Origin of the sequence: Soonwooa sp. (genome assembly GCF_030151385.1) — a bacterium.
In the GTDB taxonomy this organism is placed as follows: domain Bacteria; phylum Bacteroidota; class Bacteroidia; order Flavobacteriales; family Weeksellaceae; genus Soonwooa.
Map to the genome: position 1 here is coordinate 121,678 of NZ_JASLDS010000073.1, position 20,318 is coordinate 141,995.

Below are 20,318 nucleotides of genomic sequence, written 5' to 3' on the forward strand. Positions count from 1 at the left end.
TAATATAATCAAATGAAAAAAATATTTTTAAGCTTAACAATGATTGCAGCCTCGCTGTCATTCGCTCAAAAAAAAGAAATCGCTAATGCAGTAAAAGCTGCAGACCAAGGTGATGCTAGTACAACAGCTGCCGAAATTTCTAAAGCTGAAGCTATTTTCGGAGACAAAATTTATTTATTAGAACCATCTGTACAAGAGCAATATTATTATGCTAAAGGTCTAGGTCTAGTAAAAGCTGGAAAAATTGCAGAAGGCGCACAAGTTCTTGCAAAAATTAGCGACTTAGGAAAGTCAACAATTTACACTGGTAAAGACAACGATAAAAACAAAGTTTACTTTGTTGGAAAAGAACAAGCAGATAAACTAGGAGCTGGCTTAGCTTTAAAAGAAGAAAAATATTCGCCATCATTAGCTAGTAAAATTAGTCCGCAGTTAATTCCAATGTTCCAAACAGCATATAAAAATGGAGTTACAGCTTACGAGGCTAAGAATTTCCCACAAGCAGCTAAACTTTTTGAGGAGTCATATGATTTATCTAAAGCAGGTTTATTTGACAACCCTTCTGTTCTTTATTCTGCAGGTATAGCTTATGCACAAGGCGAGAAGAAAGAAGAAGCTTCTAAAGTATTCCAACGTTTATTGGATATGGGATATACTGGTGCTGAAACAATTTATACAGCAAAAAATAAAAAAACAAATCAAGTTGATACCTTGGATAAATCTACTTTTGATTTGTATAAAAAAATGGGAGCATCAGGCGATTATACTGATTTTAAAGAAGAAAAAACACCTAGCAAAGAAGAGGAAATTTACGATTTCCAATCTCTTTTGCTAATGGATCTAGGTCGCTATGATGATGCTATTTCCTTGATTGAAAAAGGAATAAAAAAGTATCCTAACAATGCTAAATTAGCTAACGCACTTGGAATAGCCTATTACAAATCTGGTAAAACTGACCAATTCATCAATAGTCTAAAATCTCAAATTGCGAAAAATCCAAATGATGCTAACGCGTGGTACAATCTAGGTGTTATCTATAAGAATGATCCAGCAAAGCAAAAAGAATCCGAAGAAGCTTTCAACAAAGCAATTAGCATTGAACCAAACAACAAAAATGCTTACGACAACATGGTTGCTTTATTAATGGGTGATGACTCAAAAACCGTTGACGAATTCAATGCGCTTAAAAAAGCTAAGAAAATTGACGAAGCTAACAAAGTAATGGAATTACGTCGTGCAAGATTTGCAAAAGCGATTCCTTACGCAGAAAAAGCTTATGCACTAGATCCTAAAGATGCCGACATGGTTTCTTTACTAAAAGGTCTTTATAATGCAACGCAAAACACTGCAAAGTACAACGAGTTCAAAGCTAAAGAAGCTGAACTTAAAAAATAAAAAAATTGGAAGCCTAGGCTTCCAATTTTTGTTTGGAGGCAAATAATTAAGCTATCTTTGTAATTAAGATTTTAAAACTAAAAAATAATGAAATTTTTCATCGACACTGCTAATTTGGAGCAGATTAAAGAAGCTCAGGATTTGGGAATTTTGGATGGTGTTACAACCAACCCATCATTAATGGCTAAAGAAGGAATAGCTGGTAAAGAAGCAATCAACAAACATTATGTTGACATTTGCAACATCGTTGACGGTGACGTTTCTGCAGAAGTTCTTTCAACAACTTACGAAGAGATGATCAAAGAAGGTGAAGAGTTAGCTGCTTTGCACGAAAGAATCGTTGTTAAAATCCCAATGATTAAAGACGGAATCAAAGCGTTAAAATACTTTTCAGACAAAGGTATCAAAACCAACTGTACATTAGTATTCTCAGCTGGTCAAGCTTTATTAGCTGCTAAAGCTGGTGCAACTTATGTGTCGCCTTTCTTAGGAAGATTAGATGATATTTCTGTTGATGGAATTGAGTTAATCCAAGAGATCAGAACAATCTATGATAACTACTTGTATGATACTCAAATTTTAGCGGCGTCTATCAGAAACCCAATGCACATCATTAACTGTGCAAAAATCGGAGCTGATGTTATCACATCGCCACTTCCGTCAATCCTTAACTTGTTAAAACATCCATTAACAGACAGCGGATTAGCACAATTTGTTGCTGATGCTAAAAAAATGAGCTAATCATTTTTATTGATAAATATAAAATCCGAAGTTTTTGCTTCGGATTTTTTGTTCTAAAATTATTTTAAAAGATCTGGTTCAAGAGTATTATTATTTTTCTTTAATTGTTCGCGTGCACGGGTGTCGTAGTCTTTAAGGACTTTTTCTTGTGGCATTAGATTTCCTGACGCGTCATACATTTCAAAAACCTTATCACTATAAGCTTTTCTAAGACCAGCAATGGGATCTTTGAGATAGTTTTTATAAAGCTTCACATATTGCTGATATGTTACAGGTATAGGATTAAGTTGCTTTTCAAAATCGTCATCCAGATTTTGTTTAACAATACTCTGAACACCTTTTAACTCAAAAGAAATTGTCTCGTTTTGGTTAGTCACTTTAACAATCAAGCCTGGTAATCCACGAAATTTATAAGGACCATCTTGTATCGGAATCGAACTTGTAAACCAAGCAATCCACTTTCGTCCAGCAAAATTAGTTTCTGCTTTTTGGCAATCCCACTTCCCGATTTTTTGCTTGTCTGAAAGAATCCTCCAAGTTATTTTTCGATCATCTGTTTGATTATAAAAATCTGGCCAAATTTTATTAATAAAGTTGATTTTAAAATCAGGATAAGTTTTATAAACTTTATGCTCTATAACACCATGAGGCGTCCCTTCATTACTAATAATCATATCGCCGCCATCCGCATTCTTAACAAGCTCATTTTTCTTCATCCGAGAGTCCATAATCGAATCCCGCATATACACATTTTGACTATAATACTTTGAGCCTTTTGGCAGGACATCCAATCGCATCATTTCGACAATTACGGAATCGCGTCGTGTGGAGTCTGGTGCTATCTTATACTCGTACAAAAAGCGTTGGCTTTGCGCACTTCCAATAACAATCTGAAGCAATAAAAACAGAAATATTGTTTTTTTCATGGTGTTTATATTTTTACAAATTAAAGATTTATTTAAAAGACAATTCGATTTTGTTGTTATCTTTTTTTAGATCCTCCTTCATTTTTGCTTCGCGTTCTTTGATCCATTTGTTATCACCAGATGTAGGCGTCATTACAATTCCGCCCATCGTTGCTTGTTTGAACCCTTTTGTTGGATCATTGGCATAATCTTCTAAAACCTTTTGATATTGTTTAAGACTTAAGGCAATCTCATTTTTAGGTTTTAAAACAGAATTAAATTCTTCCAAACTCAAATTTTTAATGGCTTTTAGTTCCAAAATGTGAGATTGGGTTTTATCCTCGATTTTAACAATCAAACCTGGCAATCCATGAAATTTGTAAGGTCCATCTTGCAACGGAATATCATTAGTAAACCACGCTATCCAATGTCTTCCACCAAAATCCAAAGTTGCTTTTTGCGTTTTCCATTTTCCGATTTGTTGCGTATCGGATAATATTTTCCAATTTAGTTTTCGATCGTCCAGAATTTTATAAGAATCCATTCCGATTCGGTTATGCAATTCTGTTTTAAAATCAGGATACGATTTTGAAACAGAATAACGCTCTGCCTCAATTCTCATATCCGATTTAACATTGATGACACCAGTTGCTTTTAATTGCATTTCCAAATTTGCACGCATCAACGAATCCGAGTGATAAGCCGTGTAACTATAAAATCTCGATCCTTCTTTCGATGTATCAAGACACATCATTTCCGTTCTTTGATTTGCTTTATCAGTAGAATCTTTTACCAATTTGTATTCGTAGACGTAGCGCTGGTTTTGTGCAAATAAGTTTATACTAAAAGCTAAACAAAAAATAAATATTAATCTCATAGTTTAATTTCTTAAAAAAACTGCCTCTTAATTTTGAAAAAAATAGAGGCAGTTGTGTGTAAATATAAATGTGAATGTGTGTGTTGACTATCTTGTTTCTATTTTTAAATCGCCTTTACCGTTGGTAGAATTAACATTAACACTTTTGATGTCTTTTGGATCAACTTTATCCATTTCTGCCTTTGTAGCTTCCTTACCATTGATATAGTACTTCATGTCTGTACCAGCATAGTTTCTGAAATCCATTCCATTAATCATCATAGAATTATCACTTTTGAACAAGGTAATTCCACTAGGAGTAGATGCTGTTCCAGGCACTCTTGGAATCGCAATTGTTTTAGGAGAACTCACAACCCAAGGACGATCTACCATTGGCATATCTTTTCTTAGATCTTTACGTTTTTCATTCAATTTTTTTTGTAGCTCGGCGATTTCTTTTTTACGCTTTTCGTACTGACGTTTTTCTTTAGCAGTCATTTCTCGCCCAAATCCAAACTCATTAAGACCAAAATCTTTGAAGTCGAATGTTGGTATATCTTTCAATAATTTATCGAACTCAATAGCAGGCATCGCAAAATCCGATAACACGATTGGATCGCTAAGTGTCTTGCCAGTAGATGCACTTATATAATCCTTTCCATATAACACGATTGGATCGCTAAGTGTCTTGCCAGTAGATGCACTTATATAATCCTTTCCATTGTAGATGTAGACATTACTTCCGCTTTTCGCCGCTTCTTCGATTTGCTTTTTCCACTCTGGAGAATTATATCTTTTTTCCAGTTCTGCAGCACGTTGCTCGATATCAGCAATTTTCTTTTTGTATTCTGGAGAATTATACTTTTTCTCTATCTCCGCAGCATTTCTCTCGATGTCTGCTATCTTCTTTTTATACTCTGGAGAATTGTACTTCTTCTCAATTTCTGCAGCATTTCTCTCGATATCCGCTATCTTCTTTTTGTATTCTGGAGAATTATAATACGCATCAATTCTTTGTACATAATCATCAGAACGTTTTAACAAAGTTTGATAACGATCCGAGTTGATAATATTATCCACGTCATTGGCCAATCCTTCGACTTCTTTAGTTTTTGCTAAATACTCAGGCGAATTCTCTTTTTTAGCCTTTACCAAATCATTAATTGCTTTGTTTTTATCAGCAATTTTCTTGTTGATTTCTGCAATTTTTTCGTTGTCTTTTTGGATTTGGTCATTCGTCTCTCTAAGACCTTTTTGTGAGTTTTCTAACGCCTCTTGTTGCGGGTTAACGATTACAGTATCTTTTTTCATACTTTTAACCGCTTCATCGATGGCGATATTTGTCTTCTTGATTTCTTGGTTCTTCGCATTCACTAGGTAAGCGAAAGACAGCATAAACAATAGCGGCAAAGCAAAAATCCTGCGCGCATAACTGTATTTGGTTTTACTTTTTGTAAGCATTTTTAATCTTTTTTTGAGGTTAGATGATAAAAATGGACTTGTAGCTGGCAAAGTCGTTCCCGGAAAGTGACTTTCCAAAAGCATCTGCGCAAATGCTTTGGTATCCGAACGCTTTACAGCCTTGTTGTCCGCTAAGTATTCGTGTATAAGATTGATTTCTTTGTTGATGATATAGAAAATAGGATTCATCCAAAAAATAGACTTTGTGATTTGCATAAAGAGCTTATCCCAAGTATGTTTTTGCTCGATGTGTACCATCTCATGCTTTAGGATTTGTTGTCCTACTGCCGATTCCATTTGGATTGATTTTTTCCAAAATAGATTTCTAAAAAACGAAAACGGTGCTTCGTCTAGGTTGGTTTGGTAAAACTTAATACCTTGCAATTCCTCATGAGGAAAAGCTTTTTTGATGTGATTGATTCTTATTAAGCCTATTACTAATTTTGCTAAAAGTATGACTGAAACCAGTCCAATAATAGCATAAAAAATTTGATAAAAACTGATGCCATGATTTGTAGTGTTTTCGGTTGCTTGAAGATTTTGGAACAAAAACATAACTTTTGGATTAATTTCCATTGTGAAATAAGACAATTTCAAAAGTGGTAAACTAACACTGATAAGCACTGTTAACAACAGATAAAAGCGATTGTAATGGTGAAAAGTTTTATCTTTTAAAAACATCAAATAGTAAGCATACATCACTGCTGAGCAGATGATCATCTTGAGACTGTATAATAGAAATGCGTCCATTAGTCTTTATTTTTTAGTTCGTCTAAAAGTTTTTCTAAATCTTCGACACTAATTTCGTTTTTCTCTACTAAAAATGAAACCGCGTTTTTATAAGAACCTTCAAAATAATTTCTTACGAGACTTTTGATGCTTCTTCCACTATAACTTTCTTTTGAAACAATTGCAAAATACTGATGTTGTCTTCCAAAAGTAGTGTAGTCGACAAAACCTTTTTCCATAAGGATTTTCAGAATGGTAGATACCGTATTGGTATGCGGCTTTGGTTCAGGAAACAATTCTAAAATATCTTTTAAAAAACCTTTTTCTAAAGTCCATAGATACTGCATTACTTGTTCTTCCGCTTTTGTCAACTTGTTCATAATCTTCAGTTTAATAAATCAATCAATCTTATATCACTAATTTCTTAGTAATACAAATGTAGAATAATTTTCAATGCGTACAACTATTTTTATAGTTAAAGCATGTTAAAATTTATAACGCATTGAAAAACAACATTATATTTTAAGTTTAAAACTTAACCAACCAATAAAAAACTAATAATAACCATTGAATTCCGATCAAAATCCATGTAGGCTTGAGAGAAGCATCTGTAAAATTCTCAATAGCTGCGAGAATCTTATTGGAAATTACGACTTTCGGTGTCAAAGTCTTGTCCTGAAAGTCGATATCATCTAAGTTAATTTTCTTTATTCCAAAAGCGATGATGCGCTTTAACCATTTGTTCTCTTGCTCCTGTTTTAATTGATCTAGCATTTTTAGTTTTAGCATCGCATAATCTGCACCTTTACTAGCAAAGCTATTATCAGCTAAAACCATATTTATAATTTTATCTAGAACTTGTTTAATATATTCATCAGAATGATCCTTAACAAAGCGATTAGCGACTTTCATCAAAGCATATTTATTCGCTAAAGCAAAAAACAAATAAGGACTTACAAATGCCGAAACTAACCATAAAACAGAACTAATGGGACGTGTAATAAATGTGATAACCAAAAACGGCACAACTCCAGCATGTCCTGTATGACCAGCATCTATGGAAGAACCAATCATAAAAAAGCCTATTATACACGAAATAATAGTGGAGAAAGCACCCAGGGTATTAACCTTCAAAAAGTTAAAAACACCAATAGAAGAAATTTTGGCTATGTATTTTAGTTTTTCTTTCATTAAAACTTTGATTTTGCTAAATGTATCAAAAAAGATTCAGAAAGTAAAAACAAAAAGGAGACTCATTCCTGAATCTCCTTTGTAGTAGCGGGAACCGGACTCGAACCGATGACCTTCGGGTTATGAGCCCGACGAGCTACCTACTGCTCCATCCCGCGATATTGGATTGCAAATATACAACAATTTCGGAATACTCCAAATTAAAAATATACAAACGCAAACAAAAGCTTTTAATTAACTGTAATTCAATATCAAAAAAAATTTCATTGTAATGCCTTTGAGTTTTAAACCTTGAAAGTTAATCTACATCCAAAAAATCATCAGTAACTTATCACGCCTTTTTATCTCACAAAAAAGACTTTCAATCTTTAGAACACAAAGAAATTTCTGATGTGCTAAAAAATTATATTGTATATTTAGTTGTTAACTTAATTCAAAAAAAGCACACGATGACAAACGAGCAAAAACTGAAAATAAGAGAAATAAATAACAAAATAATCGAGGCTAAAGCTTATAAATTTAATGCTTGGTTGCCAGTTCTCGAAACACCAAAAGTCCGCAGTCTAGAAGAAGTAAAAGCGCGAATGTCTATTATGAATGCTTTAATCAACATTTCTTTTGATGCACCGATTACGATCATCAGAAAATGGATTGATAAAAATGGTTTTAACAACTATCTGTCCAACTGGGAAAATGAAATTTTATTGAAAGATAATGACGAACTTACAGAACGAGAGTTCAACTCGTTAAGATGGTATCTTGAAGGACTTTGGGCTTTGATGTGGGCAACTGATATGATAAAAACTTTGGACGAGACGCAATGGTGTGGTGACGATATGGCTTCACTCCTACCCAACCTAGAGCAGAGTGAAGACAATAGTAAAATCGAAAAACTCACCATCCTAAAATCTGATGAAGATATCTACACAATGCTTGACTTTTATTACAGACTTCATTGGTATTGTGTTGATGAACGTATTAATGGAAAACAAGCAAAAATAAACGAAGGAATTGTCTATGAGCGCCGAAGAGCATTAGAATGGTTGATGGACAAAAAATCGAATTGGGACGACATAGAAATGAGTACCTAGTTTTAATTTTAAAGAAAAAGCTATATTTTTACGCTTAATAATAACCTTAAGAAATGAAATTAAAACTAGGTTTCATCTGTATAATGCTGTTTCTCGTTGTACAATCACAATCCTATAAAGAATTAACCAGCGAGCAAAAAGAATATCTTTCAAAATTTACTTATCCTTTAAAATCCATTGAACAAACGACTACGGATAATTCTGACCTTTCAGTTCTTGATAAATTAATTGGTAATGCGAAGATTATTGGTTTGGGAGAAGCGACGCACGGTTCCAGCGAAGTCTACAAATTAAAATACCGTATTAGCGAATACCTTATAGAAAATAAAAACATCAACGTCTTTGTGTTAGAAGCTTCGATGCCCGAAAGTTTTCTTATGAATCAATACACCATTGACAATCAATCTAGTGCAAAGAAATTACTTAGCGGAATGAATTTCTGGATTTGGGAAACTCAAGAAAGCTTAGATTTCGTTGAATGGCTTCATGATTATAATTCAACACATTCTTCAAAAGTCTATTTTGATGGATTTGATATGCTATACACCCAAGGCGCTATTGCACAGTTGAAAGATGTCTACACACAAAATAATTTCCATGCCTCAGAAATCGAACAACTGGAGAAAGCGCTACAAGCAAACAATAATGGACAAAGATTCTATTCTAAAAAAGATAAGCAATTAATAAAAGAATTACTGATACCAATCCAAAAGCAAGCAAGTAAAATCTCTGATACAGATACAAAAAATCGCTTCTTGCAAAATCTGACAATTATTGATCAAAATATTGAATTGACCTATCTACGTCGAGATCAATTTATGGCACAAAACATTAAATGGATCGCGAATGAAAAACCAAATTCTAAACTAATTGTTTCTGCCCACAACAATCATATTTCAAAAAGCGGTTCGGACAAAATGGGACATTGGCTCGCGCAAGATTTCGGAAGCGATTACATCAATTTTGGATTTGCCTTTTATGAAGGCCACTATTCTGCAAGTATTAACGGCGATGTCGTGTCTTATCTTGGAGAAACAGCCTTTCCTGGCACATTGGAATACACGCTTAATTCTTTAAATATTCCCGTTTTTATTTTAGATCTAAAATCTATTAAGCAGGAAAATAATCCCCTTGCAAAATGGTTAATGAAAAATATTCTTTTTCGAAAAACAGGCTCCGGTTTAACGAAGGATAAGAGCGAGTTCGAATCTATTGATGTTACTAACGCCTTCGATTATCTTATTTTCATCAATAAATCGACTAGTTCTAACCTCTTAGTGAATGCTTCTAAAAAATAAAAAAGGAGACTCATTTCTGAATCTCCTTTGTAGTAGCGGGAACCGGACTCGAACCGATGACCTTCGGGTTATGAGCCCGACGAGCTACCTACTGCTCCATCCCGCGATATTGTGGTGCAAATATACAACATTATTTTCATAATGCAACTAAAATTCAAAAAATCTCCTATTAACCAATCATGAACCTACATTAACAACTATTAATCAATAAGATATAGTTTAGCTTTTTTACCAAAAAAATAAGCTCAAACTTCAAAATCGCAAACTTTCTATCCAAAAAACACAACAATTATCGAAAACAAAATTATCAATTCCTAAATCCATAATTCTATTTCATAATTCACTAACTTTGTCTTATGGCAAAAATCCTGAAAATATACCCAGACAATCCGCAAGAAAACTATATCGACCAAGTCGTGAAAACCTTGCGTGACGGCGGGCTTATCATCTACCCGTCGGACACCATTTATGCCTTAGGTTGCGACATCAACAATCTCAAAGCCATGGAAAAACTGGCGATTGTTAAAGGTGTAAAGCTAGAGAAAGCCAAATTTTCGATTATTTGTAACGACCTTAGCCATTTGTCCGAGTTCACCAAACCTATTGAGACGTCGACTTTCAGATTCCTAAAAAACCATTTGCCTGGGCCCTTCACCTTTATTTTGGATGCCAACAAAAACTTACCCTTGGCTTATAAAGGTGCCAAAACGGTTGGGATTAGAGTGCCAGACCACAGCATTCCGCAGCTGATCGTAGAGAAATTGGGACATCCCATTGCATCAACGTCGATCCGCGACGAGGACGAAATCCTAGAATATTCTACTGACCCAGAATTGATCGCCGAAAAATACGATAACCTTGTAGACATCGTTATCGACAGCGGTTATGGAGACAATGTTGCATCAACCATCGTCGATTTGACCTCAGGTGAACCAGAAATTATCCGTCAAGGAAAAGGAGAAATCTAGAGTTTCAAAATTATTTTGGGCGCACATTTCCGTCGGAATTTATACTGAGCGAAGTCGAAGTATCTCCCTCTCTTTTGCTCGGCAAAGCCTCTCGCAAAAGGAGTTCCGACAACGCCGGGGCGCAATCCCATAAAGTTGAAGTATCTATGATAGATTTTAGTTTTGCAACTAACAATAATAAAGTATTGAGACCTTTTTTAAAATTCAATTAAGTATAAAAGTTACGAGATTATTAATTCTTAAGCGCAAATTCAAACTTGCATTTTGTTCTTATTTGTACTTTTGAAAAATCTACATTTAGAATTTCTTTTGTGACTTTTGTGGCTAATTTGTTTTAAACCCAAACTAAAAATTAGTTTATTAAAAACTTAACAAAATTATGAAAATACTAAGCTCACCAGCCAAATTGATGAACATTGAAAATCACACGAATTTACTGCGTTCGACAACGCCAAAATTCATCAAAGAAGCTGAAGAAATACAGTCTTACCTCAAACATAAAGACCCAAAATATCTGTCAGATCTTATGGAGATTTCTCCAAAGTTGGCACACGAGAATTGGGAACGAAACCAAAACTGGAAAGCCAATCCAAAACCAAAAGAATCTGCGCCAGCAATGTTTGCTTTTGTGGGCGAGGTTTACAGAGGTTTGGATGCGAAAACTCTGGACAGAACTGCAGTAGATTATTTGCAAAAAAATTACAGAATGTTATCTGGACTTTATGGTTTGCTAAAACCGTCTGACCGAATTATGTTATATCGACTAGAAATGGGACGTCCATTTGCGTTTGACAAAAACAAAAATCTTTACGATTTCTGGACAGAGCGTGTGACGGAGCAACTTAACTCAGAATTGAAAGCAAAAGACTTGGTTCTTAATTTAGCCAGCAACGAATATGTAAAAGTTATCGATCGCAAAAAAATAAATGCACCAATGATTGATTTTGAATTCCGACAAATACAACCTGATGGAAAGCTAAAGACGATTGTTGTCTATACCAAACATGCAAGAGGTTTGATGATTCGTTTTTGTGCCGAAACCAATGCGAAAACACTTAACGATGTTAAAGCATTTAATTACGAAAATTATTTGATTGACGAAAAGCTTTCGACTGAGACCAATCTTGTTTTCACAAGATAGTTTTAAGTCAAAGAATTCAAATTTAAAATACTTCTCGATACGCTGCGCTACTCGAAGTGACTAAGCGTCAATCAAAAATCTTAAATCAAAAGTATCAAATTGACCATTTCAGACCTTAAAAAACGTTTTCAAAATGAACTTTCAGAATTGTATTCAACTTCCGAAAGCATCAGCTTGTTTTATATTTTCACGGATAAAATCTTTGGTTTTACAAGACACCAACTTCGAAAATTTGAAAACCAAGAAGTCCTAAAAGCTGATCAAGAAACTTTTGAAACAATTTTAAATGATTTAAAATCTGGCAAACCTTATCAACAGATTACAGGTGAAGCAGATTTTTACGGAAAAATATTTAAGGTTAATGAACATGTTTTAATTCCGCGTCCTGAAACAGAAGAACTTTTGGAAATGGCTTCACACTATATCAAAGAATTCCAGAAAGAAAACAGAATTGAAAATTTAAAAATTCTTGATATTGGAACTGGAAGTGGTATTATCCCAATCATCTTGAAACATCATTTTCCAGAAGCCGAAGTTCACGCCTTGGATGTTTCCAAAGAAGCGCTGAGTGTAGCTAAAGAAAATGCGACTTTACATCAAGTTGAAATTCAGTTTTATCAAAAAGATATTCTTAACGAAAACCCAGAGGATGTTTATGACATTATCATCAGCAATCCTCCTTATATCGGCATTGACGAGAATATTAACATCGAGGATTCTGTAAAATCGTTCGAACCAAATTTGGCTTTATTTTCACCGACGGAAGATGCGTTGATATTTTATAAAAGAATCGCTGAACTTGGGAAATCTCACTTAAATGAAAAAGGATTAATTTTCCTAGAAATCAACCAAAAATATGGTCCCGAAACTTTAGAATTATATAAAGATTTTGAAATTTCAAAACTTATAAAAGATCTCTCTGATAATGACAGAATGATCTATGTGAAAAAATAAAGCGAACCAAAATAGTTCGCTTTTCTTATTTTTTTATTTAGAATTATCTTCGATAACATATCCTAAAGCTCCTGACGGACAAGCATTAATTTGTGAAACCAATTGCTCCTGTGTCGCCATTTCTGGCTTAATCCAAGGTTTTGCTTTGGGATTATAAACTTTGGGAAGCGACTTAACACAAATGCCAGCATGCTTACACTTTTCGGGTGTCCACAGGACTGTAATATCTCTATTGTCGGTATATCTTTTAGTTTCCATATTGTTTGTATTTATTACTTAAAGTTAACCAATTTTTTTCTTTGTAAAAATTTGATAAGCTAAATAAATTAATGGCAAAGACATAATACCCAAATACATTGCGTTTTTAATTACCAAATCCAAATGGAACACCACTGCATACAACAATCCAAATGCTGCACCACCCAAATGCGCGGCGTGACCTAGATTGTCCCATTGTTTTGGATTAAGCATCATATACACCGAATACGCGAAATACAACGCACCAAAAATATAACCAGGAATTGGCAATGGAATAAACATGATGCCGATGCCGATTTGTGGATAGGCTGCAATTGCAGCAAACAAAACGCCCGAAACACCACCACTAGCGCCAATCGCTGAATAATAACTTTGATGTTTATAAATATAAAGACTGAATAAATTCCCCAACAATATCGAACCAAAATACACAATCAAAAATCCAATTTCTCCAAACGCCGACATCACGATTGGTGCGAAGAAATATAGCGTGAACATGTTAAAAAACAAGTGCATAAAGTCGCCATGCAAAAAGCCAGCAGACAATAATCTTATGTATTCTTTTCGAGATTGGACAGCGCCAACATTGAATTTATACTTTTCAAAAAAAGCTTGATTCTGAAATCCGTAGATACTGATTCCACAAGTTACAACGATGACAAATAGTAGGATTGGTGGCATTATTCTTCGTTTTCTGGTTCTGATTCTTGATCTGTCTCTGGTTCATCAAAAAGGTCACCAATTGTTCCGCCCTCATCAAACTCCGCCGAATTGGCAGTAACATCAAACTCCTCTTCTACTTCTGGCTCCTCAACAGGCTCCGGAATAATGATATTAATATTTTTGACTTTATCTTTTATAAACTGGTTGCCCATCGCTTTGATACCTTTAACGGTGATAAATTCGTCAAGGTTAATGCTTTCGGACTCTTTTTCTTTTCCAGATTTATCTTTAGCAAAATTAACTTCTGCAATGCAACCATCATTAGTCCCAACAAATTCTATAAAAGATTTTGCATGTTCCGATGGCATAAAGGTTTGGACACTTGGCGTATTTTCGAACAAGAAACGCTTGATGAAGTAAATTGCTTTTTCGCCATCAAAATAAATACAGGTCACCGCTTGCTCTGGTTTCCACTTTTCTAAAATTAAATATTCGTCATCAAAACGATTACTCAAATCAAAGGACACCAACTTGGCTTCACCTTGCGTATTGATTGTTAAAATTTTGTCTTCACCTTTAAAGCTGCCCAACAAGCTTCCGCGTCCGTCTGCATTGAGTCGACGCACACTTTCGTCAAACCAAATCTTTCTCGGTGCCAAAGTGGAAACACCTTCTTCTTTTAGGTCCACTTTTTTAACAGCATATTTAGTTACGAGATTTCCGCGAGAGTCACGACCTTTAATCGCTAATTCGGAAAAATCAACTTCAATTCTATTTTTTCTAATACGCGCATTTGGTTTTAACAATACCGAAACAACTTCTGCTTCGCCATTAGGATTCGCTGAAAAGTACAAGACTTCAGAACCTCTTTTGTCCGACGCCAATTTGTAATCATTCGCTCTGATAACACCAGTCACCGCGAAACGCTTCATATAATATGGACCTTCTTTACCTTCGCGGTAAATCATATTATACACGGTACGTTTGTCGTTCTTTTTCCAAATGCCAACATGCAAGATATTCTTACCAACAAAAGTTTTACTTTCAACTTTGGTAACTTGCATTCCACCATCTTTTCGGAAAGTGATAATATCGTCAATATCCGAGCAATCGAAGACATATTCGTCTTTCTTTAAAGAAGTTCCAATGAAACCTTCTTCACGATTAACATAGAATTTTTCGTTAGCGACTGCCACTTTGGTCGCATCAATTGTATCAAAAACTCTAAGCTCTGTACGACGCTCTTTGTTCTTACCAAACTTCTTTTGAATGTTGGTAAAATAGTCAATCGCATAAGCGACAAGATTTGCAAGATGATGTTTAACTTGTTCGATTTTACCTTCTAATGCAGCAATATTTTCTAAAGCTTTGTCCTGATCATAACGCGAAATTCTCATGAAAGGTAATTCGGTCAATCGGATAATATCATCTGTCGTTACAGCACGCATCAGATGTTTGGTAAAAGGCTCTAAAGCTTTATCAATCGCAGCATAAACTTCCTCTTTAGAAGTTTTATTTTTGATCTCTTGATAAATTTCGTTCTCGATGAAGATTTTTTCAAGTGAAGCGAAATGCCATTTTTCCTCTAACTCACCAAGTTCAATTTCTAATTCTAGTTTTAATAGAGAAACCGTATGATCGGTATTTCTTCTAAGGATTTCCGAAACCGATAAGAACATTGGCTTGTCTCCAACAATAACGCAGGCATTCGGAGAAATCGCAACTTCACAATCTGTGAAAGCATACAAGGCATCAATCATCTTATCAGGCGAAACATCATTCGTCAAATGAATGATAATCTCTACCTTATCCGATGTATTGTCTTCAATTTTTTTAATTTTAATCTTACCTCTTTCGTTGGCTTTGATGATGCTATCAATCAAATCACCCGTATTTTTAGAAAAAGGAAGCTCTGTTATGCAAAGCGTGTTTTTATCCTTTTGGATAATTCTGGCTCTAGCACGAAGTTTTCCGCCACGATGTCCATCATTATAATTGCTAACATCCAACATTCCACCAGTTAAGAAATCTGGAAAAACATCAAACTTTTTACCTTTAAGATAAGCAACAGAAGCATTAATCAACTCGTTAAAATTGTGTGGCATAATCTTCGTCGAAAGACCAACACCAATACCTTCAGCACCTTGCGCCAGCAACATCGGAAACTTAACAGGCAAATCAATCGGTTCGTTATTACGACCGTCATAAGACTTTACCCAATCCGTTGTTTTGGGATTAAAGACAACTTCTAGCGCAAAAGGCGTCAAACGCGCTTCGATATAACGCGCAGCTGCGGCAGAATCTCCTGTAAAGATATTTCCCCAGTTACCTTGCGTATCAATTAGCAATTCTTTTTGACCAATTTGTACCATCGCATCTGTAATCGAAGCATCACCATGTGGATGGTACTTCATCGTATTACCAACAATGTTTGCAACTTTATTGTAACGACCGTCTTCTAGCTCTCGCATCGAATGCAGAATACGTCTTTGCACCGGCTTGAAACCATCAAAAACTGATGGAATTGCACGATCCAAAATTACATAAGATGCATAATCTAAAAACCAATCTTTATATAATCCCGAAACTTTCTTCAGGCCTTCTTCTTGAAAATTATTCTCTTCCATTATACTGTTTCGGTAACCAATTGGCTTTCTTTATTTGCATTTAAAACTTTTCTCAATGATAGTTTTAAATCTTTAACTTCTTTATTGCTTAGGTAAGAAATATCGTATTTGAGCATCAAATGATTATTCTTTTTACTGTGAAGTGTTATTACTATTTTTTTTACAAAATAGAAATTGGCAACTTCAAAATTTTTAAGTTTATATTTTGGAAACTCATCTTTTTTAGGATTCTTAAACATTGGGATCGTACTGTAATTGTTAAAAGTCAATGTTTCGCCATCACTATCATACTCAAAAACTTGCTTTCCACGAACTAAATACAAAATGATGAGAACTGCAGGAATAATCAGAAAAAAAATACTTTCCCAACCGAGGAAATCAATTTTGTATCGCTCAACCAAAAACATAATTACCCCAAAAACAGTAGCCATCAGAATCATTGTCTGCAGAAAACTAAAAAAAGGAATCTTTTTCTTATTACTTAATCTCATGATAAACAAAGACTTGTTAAACTTTACTTTTGGTCAATATCATCATTTTCGACAACAAGATTATCTAAAATAAACAATTGTCTTTCTGGCGTATTTTTCCCCATGTAGAATTCTAAAAGCTGATCAATAGTTTGATCTTTTCCTAAAACCACAGGCTCTAACCTAATATCTTTTCCGATAAAATGCTTAAACTCGTCTGGCGAAATCTCTCCCAAACCTTTGAATCGCGTAATCTCAGGATTTTTACCTAACTCATTAAGAGCTTTAATACGTTCTTCTTCTGAATAGCAATATCTCGTTTCTTTTTTATTTCTTACCCTAAACAAAGGTGTTTGCAAAATAAAAAGGTGTCCATTTTTGATAACATCTGGGAAGAATTGCAAGAAGAATGTAATCATCAATAATCTGATGTGCATCCCATCGACATCGGCATCGGTTGCGATAATCACATGATTATAACGCAAATCCTCCATGCTTTCTTCAATGTTAAGCGCAGCTTGTAACAAGTTGAATTCTTCGTTTTCGTAAACAATTTTCTTTGTTAAACCATAGGTATTCAATGGTTTACCTTTTAAAGAAAAAACAGCTTGTGTTTCCACATCGCGAGACTTTGTAATCGATCCCGAAGCCGAATCTCCCTCGGTTATGAAGATCATCGTTTCCGACTTTCGAGCTGCCTTTTGGTCATTATAATGATGACGACAGTCCCTCAGTTTTTTATTATGAAGTGATACTTTTTTAGCACGTTCTCTTGCCAATTTCTGAATTCCAGAAAGCTCTTTTCTTTCACGTTCAGAAATTAAAATTTTGCGCAAAATAGCTTCCGCAATTTCAGGATTTTTGTGAAGGAAATTATCTAACTTATTCTTTAGAAAATCCATCACAAACGTACGAACCGTCGTTTTGCCAGGTTCCATCTCGTTAGATCCTAACTTAGTTTTGGTCTGCGACTCAAAAACAGGTTCGATAACTTTAACCGAAACTGCTGCAATAATAGACTTTCTAATATCTGCAGCTTCAAAATTTTTATTATAAAAATCTCGAATGGTTTTAACATAAGCTTCTCGAAAAGCATTAAGGTGCGTACCACCTTGTGTTGTATTTTGACCATTCACAAAAGAAAAATAAGTTTCCGTTTGCGACTTGTCAGAATGCGTGATTGCCACTTCAATATCTTCATCTTTAAGGTGGATAATTGGATAAAGAATATCACCTTCCAATTCCTCTTCCAAAAGATCACGAAGTCCATTTTCAGAGAAAAAAGTTTCACCATTAAAGATAATTTTTAGACCTGGATTCAGATAAACATAATTACGAAGCATACGCTCGATATAGTCTTTTCTGAATTTATAATTAACAAAAATATCCATGTCTGGCGTAAAGCTAATCTCCGTACCATTGCGGTCAGAGGACTCTACTTCAGCAAATTCTTCCGTGATAACACCACGAGAAAATTCCGCCATTTTCATTTTTCCTTCACGCACGGACTTCACTCGGAAATAATCCGAAAGTGCGTTAACAGCTTTGGTACCAACACCGTTAAGTCCTACCGATTTTTTGAAGGCTTTGCTATCATACTTACCACCAGTATTCATTTTAGAAACTGCATCAACCATCTTTCCCAGCGGAATACCACGTCCAAAATCTCGGATTACGACTTTCTTTTCGTCAATCTTAATTTCGATACGTTTACCAGCTTTCATGACAAATTCGTCAATCGAGTTGTCGATAATCTCTTTCAGTAAAATATAAATACCATCATCCGCCGAAGATCCGTCTCCCAACTTTCCGATGTACATCCCAGGACGCAGTCGAATGTGCTCTTGCCAATCGAGGGTTCTGATATTATCTTCGGAATAATTAACTGTGTTATTTTCTACCATATTATAAGCTCTCGCGTCACTTTTAGTGTAAATTTCTAAAAACTTTTGACACTATTTACAAAAATAAAGATTAAGTTTTACAATTGAAAATTATTGTTAAAAAATCATAATAAAGGTGAGAACAAACGCGCCAAATGTTCGAAGAAAGTTTTTAGTTTTGGACGCAATTTCCAGTCTTTAAGAAAGATTTCTTTAGAATGTGTTAAATCATCATAATAACTTGCAGTTAACTTTTCTGTAATCAGCTTATCATAAACCATTGTATTAACTTCAAAGTTAAGCTCTTGACTGCGAATGTCCATATTTGCTGTACCAATAATTGACAAATCATCATCGATCACAATTGTTTTTGCATGGACAAATCCTTTTTCGTAAAAATAAATTTTGACACCAGACTCCAACAATTCTTCATAATAAGAATAAGCTGCGGCATTTACCAACTTGGAATCGCCTTTTGCAGGAACTAACAATCTAACATCGATACCAGATTGCGCCATTTGTTTAATCGCTTGTAAAACTGCTTCAACTGGAATAAAATAAGGCGTGGTAATGTAAATCCTTTTTGTAGCCGAATATATCGCAGAAACCGTAGACATCATAATCGCAGGTTTGGTATCTGGACCACTCGCCGCAACTTGTACAATTTGTTCACCATCAAAATCTGAGTAGTTAAAATACGAAGCATCAATTTTTGGTAACTTCTGCGTAGAAAATATCCAATTACTCAAAAATAAAAATTGATAGTAAAAAGCTCCATTTCCTTTGATGTAAAGATGCGTATCACGCCAGAATAGCTTATCGGGCTTGTCATTGACATACTTTTGCGAAACATTAATACCTCCCGAAAATACTTCTCTCCCATCGACAATAATAATTTTTCGGTGATCACGATAATTCACACGATTGGCAAATAGTCGAAAAGTGATTTTGTTAACTGGATATATTTCAACGCCAGCAGATTTTAATTCCTCCTTTAGCGATTTGGACAATTTACCACTTCCGAGATCATCGTAAAGCATTCTGACTACGACATTATTTTTAGCTTTTTCAATTAAGATGTTGCTTAGTTCTCGTCCAATATAATCATCTTCGAAAATATAATATTCAAGATGGATATGATGTCTGGCAGATTTTAGAACTTCAAAAACTTTAGGGAATTTTTCTTCGCCATTTATCAACAATTCAACTTTATTGCTTTCTGTTAAAGGCGATTGTGTCCCATGAAACAAAAATGAAAATGTCGAAAAATATTTTTGTAATTCCTTTTGATGTGATTCTAAAACTTTGTCATGCGCTCTAGCAACAAAATGCTGAATTTCATTATAAACTTTCTCATTTCGTTTAATTTTAAAATGATAAAATTTATTCTTTCGATAATTAACACCAAAAAAGAAATAAATTAATATTCCCACAATTGGTAAAAATATAATCAAGAGCAGATAAGCTAAAGTTTTGCTGGTTGTTTTGGTATCGATAATAATCTTAACCGAAAGCAAAACAATACCAATAAAATAAAGGCTTTCAAGAATATAAATCAAAATTTGATACTGTTCCAAAAAAGCTTTCATAATCAATAATTTAAGTTTAAATTTATGAAAATTCAGTTTAGAAAAAAATAAAAAAACCGCCAAAATTGACGGTTTAAGTATTTTTAAAATTCGAAAAA

Annotated in this window: 18 protein-coding genes and 2 tRNA genes; 7 read left to right on the forward strand and 13 right to left on the reverse strand. The window is 34.4% G+C overall.

What is annotated here, in order from left to right:
- Positions 1-12: 12 nt before the first annotated feature.
- Complete coding sequence (locus Q1V95_RS15250; RefSeq protein ID WP_300675574.1) at positions 13-1,395, forward strand: tetratricopeptide repeat protein; 1,383 nt, start codon at positions 13-15, stop codon at positions 1,393-1,395.
- A gap of 87 nt (positions 1,396-1,482) precedes the next feature.
- A complete protein-coding gene (gene fsa / locus Q1V95_RS15255) occupies positions 1,483-2,136 on the forward strand; it encodes a fructose-6-phosphate aldolase (protein ID WP_300675575.1) in 654 nt (217 codons plus the stop codon).
- A 59-nt stretch (positions 2,137-2,195) separates the two neighbouring features.
- On the opposite strand, the gene Q1V95_RS15260 is transcribed toward fsa, so the two are convergent.
- The 6 genes from Q1V95_RS15260 to Q1V95_RS15285 all read right to left on the reverse strand — a co-directional run bounded on the left by Q1V95_RS15260 (position 2,196) and on the right by Q1V95_RS15285 (position 7,436).
- Positions 2,196-3,062, reverse strand: coding sequence for a GLPGLI family protein (locus Q1V95_RS15260; RefSeq protein ID WP_300675576.1), 867 nt, complete (start codon positions 3,060-3,062; stop codon positions 2,196-2,198).
- A gap of 28 nt (positions 3,063-3,090) precedes the next feature.
- Entirely contained in the window at positions 3,091-3,918 is an 828-nt protein-coding gene (locus tag Q1V95_RS15265) for a GLPGLI family protein (protein WP_300675577.1), read from the reverse strand.
- A gap of 87 nt (positions 3,919-4,005) precedes the next feature.
- Complete coding sequence (locus Q1V95_RS15270) at positions 4,006-6,108, reverse strand: M56 family metallopeptidase (RefSeq protein WP_300675578.1); 2,103 nt, start codon at positions 6,106-6,108, stop codon at positions 4,006-4,008.
- The gene (locus Q1V95_RS15275; protein ID WP_300675579.1) at positions 6,108-6,467 is read right to left on the reverse strand and encodes a BlaI/MecI/CopY family transcriptional regulator; all 360 of its coding nucleotides are present in this window, start codon (positions 6,465-6,467) and stop codon (positions 6,108-6,110) included. The genes Q1V95_RS15270 and Q1V95_RS15275 overlap by 1 nt, the downstream gene beginning before the upstream one ends.
- Before the next feature lie 148 nt (positions 6,468-6,615).
- A complete protein-coding gene (locus tag Q1V95_RS15280; RefSeq protein WP_300675580.1) occupies positions 6,616-7,278 on the reverse strand; it encodes a hypothetical protein in 663 nt (220 codons plus the stop codon).
- An 85-nt stretch (positions 7,279-7,363) separates the two neighbouring features.
- Positions 7,364-7,436 (reverse strand) — tRNA-Met (locus tag Q1V95_RS15285).
- Positions 7,437-7,727: 291 nt separating this feature from the next.
- Between Q1V95_RS15285 and Q1V95_RS15290 the strand changes: the two genes are divergently transcribed.
- Together Q1V95_RS15290 and Q1V95_RS15295 are read left to right on the forward strand one after the other, a co-directional pair.
- Positions 7,728-8,369 carry a DUF4272 domain-containing protein gene (locus Q1V95_RS15290; RefSeq protein WP_300675581.1) on the forward strand — a complete coding sequence of 214 codons (642 nt, stop codon included), beginning with the start codon at positions 7,728-7,730 and terminating at the stop codon, positions 8,367-8,369.
- A 53-nt stretch (positions 8,370-8,422) separates the two neighbouring features.
- Positions 8,423-9,667, forward strand: a complete 1,245-nt coding sequence (locus Q1V95_RS15295) for an erythromycin esterase family protein (RefSeq protein ID WP_300675582.1) — start codon at positions 8,423-8,425, stop codon at positions 9,665-9,667.
- A 33-nt stretch (positions 9,668-9,700) separates the two neighbouring features.
- On the opposite strand, the gene Q1V95_RS15300 is transcribed toward Q1V95_RS15295, so the two are convergent.
- Positions 9,701-9,773 (reverse strand) — tRNA-Met (locus Q1V95_RS15300).
- Positions 9,774-10,023: 250 nt separating this feature from the next.
- On the opposite strand from Q1V95_RS15300, the gene Q1V95_RS15305 reads away from it, so the two are divergent.
- The 3 genes from Q1V95_RS15305 (at position 10,024) to prmC (ending at position 12,730) form a co-directional block, all read left to right on the forward strand.
- Positions 10,024-10,635: an L-threonylcarbamoyladenylate synthase gene (locus Q1V95_RS15305; RefSeq protein ID WP_300675583.1), complete on the forward strand. Its 612-nt coding sequence runs from the start codon at positions 10,024-10,026 to the stop codon at positions 10,633-10,635.
- 379 nt (positions 10,636-11,014) lie between these two features.
- On the forward strand, positions 11,015-11,776 hold the full coding sequence (locus Q1V95_RS15310; protein WP_300675584.1) for a peroxide stress protein YaaA: 762 nt from the start codon (positions 11,015-11,017) through the stop codon (positions 11,774-11,776).
- 99 nt (positions 11,777-11,875) lie between these two features.
- Positions 11,876-12,730 (forward strand): peptide chain release factor N(5)-glutamine methyltransferase, encoded by an 855-nt coding sequence (gene prmC, locus Q1V95_RS15315; RefSeq protein ID WP_300675585.1) that lies wholly within the window; start codon positions 11,876-11,878, stop codon positions 12,728-12,730.
- A gap of 33 nt (positions 12,731-12,763) precedes the next feature.
- Here prmC and Q1V95_RS15320 read toward each other — a convergent pair whose 3' ends face one another.
- The 6 genes from Q1V95_RS15320 to cls all read right to left on the reverse strand — a co-directional run bounded on the left by Q1V95_RS15320 (position 12,764) and on the right by cls (position 20,220).
- Positions 12,764-12,988, reverse strand: coding sequence for a (4Fe-4S)-binding protein (locus tag Q1V95_RS15320; protein ID WP_300675586.1), 225 nt, complete (start codon positions 12,986-12,988; stop codon positions 12,764-12,766).
- 24 nt (positions 12,989-13,012) lie between these two features.
- Positions 13,013-13,669, reverse strand: a complete 657-nt coding sequence (locus tag Q1V95_RS15325; protein WP_300675587.1) for a rhomboid family intramembrane serine protease — start codon at positions 13,667-13,669, stop codon at positions 13,013-13,015.
- Complete coding sequence (locus Q1V95_RS15330) at positions 13,669-16,278, reverse strand: DNA gyrase/topoisomerase IV subunit A (protein ID WP_300675588.1); 2,610 nt, start codon at positions 16,276-16,278, stop codon at positions 13,669-13,671. Before Q1V95_RS15330 ends, Q1V95_RS15325 begins: the two co-directional genes overlap by 1 nt.
- Positions 16,278-16,769, reverse strand: a complete 492-nt coding sequence (locus Q1V95_RS15335) for a hypothetical protein (RefSeq protein WP_300675589.1) — start codon at positions 16,767-16,769, stop codon at positions 16,278-16,280. The genes Q1V95_RS15330 and Q1V95_RS15335 overlap by 1 nt, the downstream gene beginning before the upstream one ends.
- A 23-nt stretch (positions 16,770-16,792) precedes the next feature.
- On the reverse strand, positions 16,793-18,652 hold the full coding sequence (locus Q1V95_RS15340) for a DNA topoisomerase IV subunit B (protein WP_300675590.1): 1,860 nt from the start codon (positions 18,650-18,652) through the stop codon (positions 16,793-16,795).
- A gap of 104 nt (positions 18,653-18,756) precedes the next feature.
- On the reverse strand, positions 18,757-20,220 hold the full coding sequence (cls, locus tag Q1V95_RS15345; RefSeq protein WP_300675591.1) for a cardiolipin synthase: 1,464 nt from the start codon (positions 20,218-20,220) through the stop codon (positions 18,757-18,759).
- Between the last annotated feature and the right edge of the window lie 98 nt (positions 20,221-20,318).

Excerpts from the sequence above, each read along its gene's own strand:
- Q1V95_RS15250 (WP_300675574.1), top strand. The coding sequence starts at position 13 with ATGAAAAAAATATTTTTAAGCTTAACAATGATTGCAGCCTCGCTGTCA.
- fsa (WP_300675575.1), top strand. The coding sequence starts at position 1,483 with ATGAAATTTTTCATCGACACTGCTAATTTGGAGCAGATTAAAGAAGCT.
- Q1V95_RS15260 (WP_300675576.1), bottom strand. The coding sequence starts at position 3,062 with ATGAAAAAAACAATATTTCTGTTTTTATTGCTTCAGATTGTTATTGGA.
- Q1V95_RS15265 (WP_300675577.1), bottom strand. The coding sequence starts at position 3,918 with ATGAGATTAATATTTATTTTTTGTTTAGCTTTTAGTATAAACTTATTT.
- Q1V95_RS15270 (WP_300675578.1), bottom strand. The coding sequence starts at position 6,108 with ATGGACGCATTTCTATTATACAGTCTCAAGATGATCATCTGCTCAGCA.
- Q1V95_RS15275 (WP_300675579.1), bottom strand. The coding sequence starts at position 6,467 with ATGAACAAGTTGACAAAAGCGGAAGAACAAGTAATGCAGTATCTATGG.
- Q1V95_RS15280 (WP_300675580.1), bottom strand. The coding sequence starts at position 7,278 with ATGAAAGAAAAACTAAAATACATAGCCAAAATTTCTTCTATTGGTGTT.
- Q1V95_RS15290 (WP_300675581.1), top strand. The coding sequence starts at position 7,728 with ATGACAAACGAGCAAAAACTGAAAATAAGAGAAATAAATAACAAAATA.
- Q1V95_RS15295 (WP_300675582.1), top strand. The coding sequence starts at position 8,423 with ATGAAATTAAAACTAGGTTTCATCTGTATAATGCTGTTTCTCGTTGTA.
- Q1V95_RS15305 (WP_300675583.1), top strand. The coding sequence starts at position 10,024 with ATGGCAAAAATCCTGAAAATATACCCAGACAATCCGCAAGAAAACTAT.
- Q1V95_RS15310 (WP_300675584.1), top strand. The coding sequence starts at position 11,015 with ATGAAAATACTAAGCTCACCAGCCAAATTGATGAACATTGAAAATCAC.
- Q1V95_RS15320 (WP_300675586.1), bottom strand. The coding sequence starts at position 12,988 with ATGGAAACTAAAAGATATACCGACAATAGAGATATTACAGTCCTGTGG.
- Q1V95_RS15325 (WP_300675587.1), bottom strand. The coding sequence starts at position 13,669 with ATGCCACCAATCCTACTATTTGTCATCGTTGTAACTTGTGGAATCAGT.
- Q1V95_RS15330 (WP_300675588.1), bottom strand. The coding sequence starts at position 16,278 with ATGGAAGAGAATAATTTTCAAGAAGAAGGCCTGAAGAAAGTTTCGGGA.
- Q1V95_RS15335 (WP_300675589.1), bottom strand. The coding sequence starts at position 16,769 with ATGAGATTAAGTAATAAGAAAAAGATTCCTTTTTTTAGTTTTCTGCAG.
- Q1V95_RS15340 (WP_300675590.1), bottom strand. The coding sequence starts at position 18,652 with ATGGTAGAAAATAACACAGTTAATTATTCCGAAGATAATATCAGAACC.
- cls (WP_300675591.1), bottom strand. The coding sequence starts at position 20,220 with ATGAAAGCTTTTTTGGAACAGTATCAAATTTTGATTTATATTCTTGAA.